General features: G+C 40.1%; 7 protein-coding genes and 1 pseudogene. 5 read left to right on the top strand and 3 right to left on the bottom strand.

The window, feature by feature from the left end; all coding sequences use genetic code 11:
• Positions 1-849 precede the first annotated feature (849 nt).
• Both BGP78_RS17240 and BGP78_RS17235 read left to right on the top strand, forming a co-directional pair.
• A pseudogene (locus BGP78_RS17240) lies at positions 850-1,752 on the top strand (IS5 family transposase).
• 155 nt (positions 1,753-1,907) lie between these two features.
• Positions 1,908-2,501, top strand: coding sequence for an outer membrane beta-barrel protein (locus tag BGP78_RS17235; RefSeq protein WP_119862540.1), 594 nt, complete (start codon positions 1,908-1,910; stop codon positions 2,499-2,501).
• Positions 2,502-2,572: 71 nt separating this feature from the next.
• On the opposite strand, the gene BGP78_RS17230 is transcribed toward BGP78_RS17235, so the two are convergent.
• From BGP78_RS17230 to BGP78_RS17220, 3 genes are all read right to left on the bottom strand, one after another.
• Positions 2,573-2,779 (bottom strand): EF-hand domain-containing protein, encoded by a 207-nt coding sequence (locus BGP78_RS17230; protein ID WP_119862539.1) that lies wholly within the window; start codon positions 2,777-2,779, stop codon positions 2,573-2,575.
• Between the two features lie 77 nt (positions 2,780-2,856).
• Positions 2,857-3,078: an EF-hand domain-containing protein gene (locus tag BGP78_RS17225; RefSeq protein ID WP_119862538.1), complete on the bottom strand. Its 222-nt coding sequence runs from the start codon at positions 3,076-3,078 to the stop codon at positions 2,857-2,859.
• 50 nt (positions 3,079-3,128) lie between these two features.
• On the bottom strand, positions 3,129-3,344 hold the full coding sequence (locus BGP78_RS17220) for an EF-hand domain-containing protein (RefSeq protein ID WP_119862537.1): 216 nt from the start codon (positions 3,342-3,344) through the stop codon (positions 3,129-3,131).
• Positions 3,345-3,731: 387 nt separating this feature from the next.
• Between BGP78_RS17220 and BGP78_RS17215 the strand changes: the two genes are divergently transcribed.
• Genes BGP78_RS17215 through BGP78_RS17205 form a run of 3 tightly spaced genes read left to right on the top strand, consistent with a single transcriptional unit; the run spans position 3,732 to position 7,026 of the window.
• On the top strand, positions 3,732-5,171 hold the full coding sequence (locus BGP78_RS17215) for a HAMP domain-containing sensor histidine kinase (protein WP_182912312.1): 1,440 nt from the start codon (positions 3,732-3,734) through the stop codon (positions 5,169-5,171).
• Positions 5,171-5,716, top strand: a complete 546-nt coding sequence (locus BGP78_RS17210; protein ID WP_119862535.1) for a hypothetical protein — start codon at positions 5,171-5,173, stop codon at positions 5,714-5,716. Before BGP78_RS17215 ends, BGP78_RS17210 begins: the two co-directional genes overlap by 1 nt.
• The gene (locus tag BGP78_RS17205) at positions 5,716-7,026 is read left to right on the top strand and encodes a sigma-54 dependent transcriptional regulator (protein ID WP_119862546.1); all 1,311 of its coding nucleotides are present in this window, start codon (positions 5,716-5,718) and stop codon (positions 7,024-7,026) included. The genes BGP78_RS17210 and BGP78_RS17205 overlap by 1 nt, the downstream gene beginning before the upstream one ends.
• Positions 7,027-7,164: the final 138 nt, after the last annotated feature.

Raw genomic sequence — 7,164 nt, 5'->3', positions numbered from 1 at the left:
AGATGATTGCCGAATTAGGCGTGAAGGAGCAGCATCAGTGTTCGCAGGGCTTAGGCATATCGCTTTTAATCACCTAAAAGCTGAAACGAGCTTTAAGAAAGGTATGCCCGCAAAGCAAAAGAAAGCGATGCGCAGTACAGATTACCTTGAAAAGGTCTTGAATTTATAATGTCTTTTCATGCTCTTGCCCTGCCTAATTAGCTAAATTAAAATAAAATATATCAAGAAAAAAGTTGTTAGATAAATCCGGCGTTGCTCCCTAACTCATTGAGCTTCTATGGTTCTGTGCGATCAGATCATAAAATGCTTTAACCCATGTTTTGATATGAAGAAGAAAATTAGAAATTGGCCACAGTACAACTGTGCTTTTTTCAACGCGGTAACATCAATACTTGGCTAAGTGATAGCGCCATCTCAAAGTGGAAAAATACGGTGGCGAGGTCGTTCAAATCAATATTCTGCCTTCGCAGTTGAAACCTGTTTAACCTTAAGGGCCGTTTATGATGCACCAAATAGGGTTAACGCAGTGGAAAGTGAACTCAGGATACCACCTATGTTCACTTACTGAGACAGCGAAGTATCGTTTTAAACAATTAATGGGTGATAAGCTTAAAAGTCGTCAGTTAATAGCCAGCATACTGAAATCATGATTAAAGCGAAGGCAATAAATAAAATGGCTAGCTTAGGCCCAAATATCAGCAACAAAGTTAAAACTGAGAATTTGATTGGTAGCTAGTTATTTGATCAACAAGTCCAAATGTAGCTGGCCTTTGGCGTTGTTTCCTAAATAATTGAACTTCTTTGGTTTGGTGCGATCAGATCATTAAATGCCTTAACCCATGATGCGAAATGAAGAAGAAAATTAGGAATTGGTCACAGTACAACCGTGCTTTAGTTCAACGCGGTAACATCAATATTTGGCTAAGTGAGAGTGCCATCTCAAAGTGGCAAAATACCGAAAAATAGGGGGGCCGTGGTCGTTCAAATTACTATTCTGATTTAGCAATTGAAACCTGTTTAACCTTAAGGGCCGTATTCCATTTACCACTCAGGGCTTTAGAAGGGTTTGTAAATTCCTTGCTCACTATGATGTATGCCTCATTGCAATCACCCGGTTATAGCTGTTTATGCAAACGCAGTAAAACACTTGATGTGCAATATAGAAATAGCACTTGCAAAGGCTTTATAGATATTGTGGTCGATAGCACGGGCCTTAAAGTGTATGGAAATGGTGAATGGCATACGAGAAAACATCGTGCGACTAAGCGCCGAACTTGGCGAAAATTGCACTTGGCCGTAGATGCGACAAGTCACGATATTGTGGGTGCTGAGCTGTCGATGGTCAATGTGTCAGATGGTGAAGCCCTTGTCGATTTAATCAGACCACTGCGTAGGAATAGTGACAGAGTCACAGGTGATGGAGCATATGACACACGCAGTTGCTATGAGGAGGTCGCAGCAAAAGGTGCGATTATGCGGGCGCCACCAAGAGACAATACCCAAAACTGGGAAGAAGGACACCCCAGAAATAATGCCGTATTTATGATGCACCAAATAGGGTTAACGCAGTGGAAAGTGAATTCAGGGTACCACCTTCGTTCACTTGCCGAGACGGCGATGTATCGTTTTAAGCAATTAATGGGTGATAAGCTAAAAAGTCGTCAATTCAATAGTCAGCATACTGAAACGATGATTAAAGTGAAGGCAATAAATAAAATGACTGGGCTAGGTATGACCAAATATCAGCAATAGAGTTAAAACTTAGAAGTTGATTGGTAGTTAGCTATTTGATCAACAAGGCCCTGGCCTTTACACATTCTTACTTTTATTCAATGCCATCGGAGTGTAAATTTCGTATACTGTGCGCAAAATTATCTATTCACTCGCATCTTCAAAAAGGACTCTTCATGAATAAACTTATGCTTGCCAGCATTGTTGGTCTGTTACTTACCTCTCATACAAGCCAAGCTGAGGTTGGTGTGACGGCATACGCTGGACAAACTTACAGCCAATCAGTGACCACAACTCGACAACAAAAACACGAGTTTTCTGATGACACACATTACGGATTTAGTGTGGACTGGCATGAGAATGATACCAAATATGGTTTTTTCTATAGTAAGTACGAAGGTGAATTTGAAGAGAGTACGATACATAAAATAAAAACAGAATACCTCCTGTTTCAAAGTGCCGTATATCGTCCCGTTTCTGATGACCTAGATGCATATATTGGCATGCAACTGGGTGTAAATCGCCTTGATACGAACTTTGCAGAAGCCGATTCTTTCTTCGCCACAGGCTTATTTGGTGGCTTAGAGTATCAAGTAATGGATAACTTAAGTATTGGTACTGAGGCTCGCTGGTTAGCAACCCTTGTAAAAAATAAGTCTAAAGTCATCTGTGATAACGACCCTAGTACACCCAATATGTGTAGTTGGCACTTTGATGGCGAGACGTTAAACCAATTTCAAGTCAGTGCAACAATCACTTACCGCTTTTAATACATGTAATTATATGAAAAAAGCCTAAGTTTTCACTTAGGCTTTGCGCGTCAAGTAGTACGGGAAGCTACTTATTGATGAAACTCTTTCTCAGATAATTTTCCGTCTTTATTGCTATCCAGCAAATCAAATACCTTACTTATCGAGGCTGACTGTGCTGCTTCACTTTGGCTAATAAAACCATCTTTGTCTGTATCTAACGATGTAAAATCTGCTGCTGTTGCCGAATATGCTACAGCCAGTGTGCCTACAACCAAAAGTCTGCTTATTAATTTCATTACTTTTCCTTTTTATAAAGTCAGGGCAGTGCTTTCTATACGAATAGACGCCCTATTCATTGCCTTTACTGTACTTCTTATAATTGAAAGTTGAGAAACTCACTTCGACTGAGTAACTTGTCTTTATCAGCATCTAACTTGGCAAATTGCTCAGTAAGTAACGTATTCGCTTTCGCTTCTTTAACACTTATCACGCCATCGTGATCAGTGTCTAAATCAGAAAAAGACAAACCCGATGCAAAACTCATTGCACTAATAAATGTTAGGCTCGTTGCCATAAATACATGGACCAATTTCATGTTGTACCCTCTTTTGTATATGAGAAATTCTGAAAAATAAAACGTATTATTCAGTTAAAAGAATCAAATTCAGCGCGTGAAATACCGCCACTATTGTCGACATCTAAATCTTTAAATTGCGCCATAAGTCGCGGTAGCTGCTTTGATTCACTCAAGCTTATTACGCCATCACTGTTCGTATCTAACTGTTGAAAAGTCAGCTTTCCTGCCTGCGGTTGTGAAAATAACCCTGCTGCACCACTCAGTAATATCACTGTCATGTACATTCGTAAGCTCCTGTAATATCGACCTTCTCTTAACTTATTGGCCACGCCCTATGCTCAGCTACCAATTCATATAATTGCTAGCTTTCACTTCATTTAGTGAATGTTAAGAACATTTAGCGTAACTAGCCTTGCCTTTTGAGAAGCTGCAACGCCAATTCATATAATTGAGATAAGTCATCGATTGCTATTGGGATATATCAACTATGATGCCAAATATAAAATTCTTATTTAAATCATATTGTTAAAGTGATTAGGGCGTGTTAGTTCAGGAAGCATTAAGTCGGGCTGTTGCTAAATAGCAACATAAATAATTACAAAATATAAATTTCACAATTAAATCAAGTGCTTATAGATTCGCAATTTAGCAACATGCGATTAGGAAACGCAATGAACATGACAATAGAAGAGGTTAAGCAGTGGTTTATTTCGTCTTTTAAACACGTTAGGAGTACACCCCAGCGCTTTTTTTCACAATCTTTGGGGTTGCAAGCCAAACTCGCGCTCGCTATCGCGTTATTTCCCATTATTATATCGGCGGTTTGGTACGCACAATACTTATCTTCAGAGCAGCAGAAGATGCATCAGTCATATGTTATAAATCATAATCTTATAATTGAATTCTCATCGATAAAAGAAAGTATTTCAGCACTTGAAAAGGCGCAGCAAAATAATACATTACTCGATAGCCCCGCTTTACAAAATAGTATAAATAAAAAATGGAAGGCCACTCGAAAACGCATTACTTTACTGAAAAATAAGCTAATGGAAAATGTACTTGTTGCACAATGGCAACAAGTACTCACCTTATTACCAACCTACGATGCACATTTAGTCAATTACTCAGCTTTGAGTCATCAACTACAAGCAACCGAAAAACTGTTTCATCATGCGTTATCAACACGTCTCGATGATCAACGCGCGTCTTTCGCTGACAAGAATTACGGGCTTCTGGGGTTACTACTCGCACTGGTGACCTTATTCATCGTATTTAGTCTTATGCTAATTCATCGCGTAACACGACAGCTTTACACACTTGAACAAACTATTTTTCAATTAGGTAATGGTAAACATGTGAGGCACATTGAATTAAAAGGGAGTAATGAGCTGGAAAAGCTTGGTCAAAGACTTAACTGGCTCAACGAAGCGCTGCAGAGCAGTCATGCGCAAAAGGACTCGTTTTTACGCCATGTTACACACGAACTAAAAACGCCTCTGGCTTCATTAAGCGAAGGAAACAGTCTCTTAAAAGACCTCAGCATAGGCCAATTAACAGCCCAGCAAAACCGTATCGTGGAGATCATGTCGGGGTCAGTCCAACGCTTAGACACTTTAATTGACGACTTACTCAGTTACAGTGCGGCAAGCCACCCTCTTAATACCCAAAAGAGAAAAAGTTTAGCAGCCATAGCCACTGATCTACAAAAGCACTTTAGCGAACACACGCTCGGGATCAACAAAAAGCTTATTTGGCACATAAGTAAGAATACGGCCTACATGCCCTACCTGCCCTGTAAAATTATATTGATCCAACTTATAAACAATGCATTACAGTATGCCGAACACCGTATTCGTATTGATATAAACAGTAATGACCATGTGGCTACCTTTGCTATTTATGACGATGGCATGGGGATTGACGCTAACGAGCTCAGTAATATAACCCAGCCATTTTTTCGTGGTCAGCATAGCCACAGTCATCGAGGGAGTGGGCTGGGTTTATCAATTGTTGCCGAATCAGTTAAGCAATTACATGGCAGCATCGAGTTTAAACCATTGTCACCAGGTACACAGGTCTGTGTCGTAATGCCTGTAAGAGGAAAGCAATAATGCGTTTATTATTTTTATTACTGGCGCTTTGTCTACTTAGTGCGTGCCACTCAACCAAAAAACTGAATACTGAGCACACAATAAAGTACCCGCCAACACAACGCTATGCGCCTGTTGCTATGCTGTTTAAAACCCACTATGCAATTTGTAGCACGAATACCTTATCAACAACAAACAAGCAAGTGAACACGCTGCCAGCACACTATCAACAACACCAAACACTAAACCTATTTTTCAGCAAATGGTGTAACAGCCCTTCAACAACCACACAATTGAGGTTGCTTAAAACCTTGGTGGCACAGAGGGTATGGCCTGATGAATACTCAGTGTATTTCGACTTTATTAAACGCAGTACGCAAGACTTACGCGCTCAAAAACTTGCCAACATAACGCTACGCAAAACCCTAAAAAGGAAAGAGCACCAGCTAGAAAAAGCAAACAGTGCGTTTATTGATCTAAAAAAACAATTAGCCCAAATAGAGTTACAACGACTCAACCCCCCAGCACCCACAATACCCCTTCAGCAAACGCAAGAGGCACCATGATGAACAGAGCAACCATATTACTGGTCGATGATGATCACGCGTTTGTCGAGCTTTTGGCGATGAGGTTGGAGTCAAATAATTACCACACACTGCGTGCTTATCGTGCCACTCAAGCATTGAAAATTCTACAAAGTGAAGCTGTAGATTTAGTCATAACAGATTTAAAAATGGCCCATATGGATGGTTTTGAGCTATTTGAAAAGATTAAAAGTGACCACTTTGGTATGCCCGTCATCATGATGACAGCCCATGGCTCTATTCCTGATGCCGTCGACGCAATAGAACAAGGCTTTTTAGATTTTATAAACAAACCCATTAATAGCCAAACACTGCTCCATACAATAGAAAAAGCACTGTGTAATACAGTAAAAACCTCGCCTAGTAACACAAAACATAATTACTTTGGAATTTCATTCAAAAGTGCTGCAATGCGCCAAGTTGTGCACCACATTCAAGCCTTGGCACCCAACAATGTGAATATACTCATACAGGGTGAAAGTGGCACAGGTAAAGAGGTGGCAGCAAAAGCCATTCACCAAGCCAGCGGTTATGCCTCAGGACCCTTCATAGCTATAAATTGTGCGGCCGTCCCCTCGCACTTATTGGAATCAGAGCTATTTGGCCATAAAAAAGGCGCGTTTACTGGTGCGATTAACGATAAAACAGGCCTTATTTTGAGCGCAGATAACGGCACCATTTTACTCGATGAAATTGGCGATATGCCTCTGGATTTGCAAGTGAAATTATTACGCGTGTTGCAAGAACGAACCGTTCGACCTGTAGGGTCTCATACTGAGCATAAAATCAATGTGCGCTTTTTGTCTGCCAGTCACAAAGATTTACAGCAAGCAATCGTGAATAAAGAATTTCGCGAAGATTTATACTACCGGCTCAATGTTGTATCACTCACACTGCCCAGCTTACGCAACCGGGTGGAAGATATTGCTTTGCTCGCGAATCAATTTGTTGATGAACTCAGTAGCCACAGTAAAACAATTAATCCTCAGGCTATGACACACCTACTAAATTATGCTTGGCCCGGCAATATTCGCCAGCTACACAATGTGATTGAACATGCATTGGTGCTGACTCCTGGTAAATTAATTACGGAAGACACCGTATTAAAAGCACTGCCAACACAACATGAACGGCATTTTCAAGGGCTCAATGATGCAAAAAAACAGTTTGAATATGAATATCTTAAAAAGGTGTTGTCGCTGTCAGAGGGTAACGTAGCAGAAGCTGCTAAGTTGGCCCAAAGAAACCGTTCAGACTTTTATAAACTGATGAAAAAGCATGAAATTAGTTAAGTATACATATGGCTAAGCGCGAACTAAAACTTAACTATTTTATTGCAAATACTTGTACAAAATCAGATAAATCTGCGATTGTGTGTATAATTTATAAAGTTACACATAAACACATAACAAATGTAACCAAACATCACA

Source organism: Pseudoalteromonas sp. MSK9-3 (assembly GCF_003590335.1).
In the GTDB taxonomy this organism is placed as follows: Bacteria; Pseudomonadota; Gammaproteobacteria; order Enterobacterales; family Alteromonadaceae; genus Pseudoalteromonas.
This window is presented reverse-complemented; position numbering and strand designations above follow the sequence as displayed.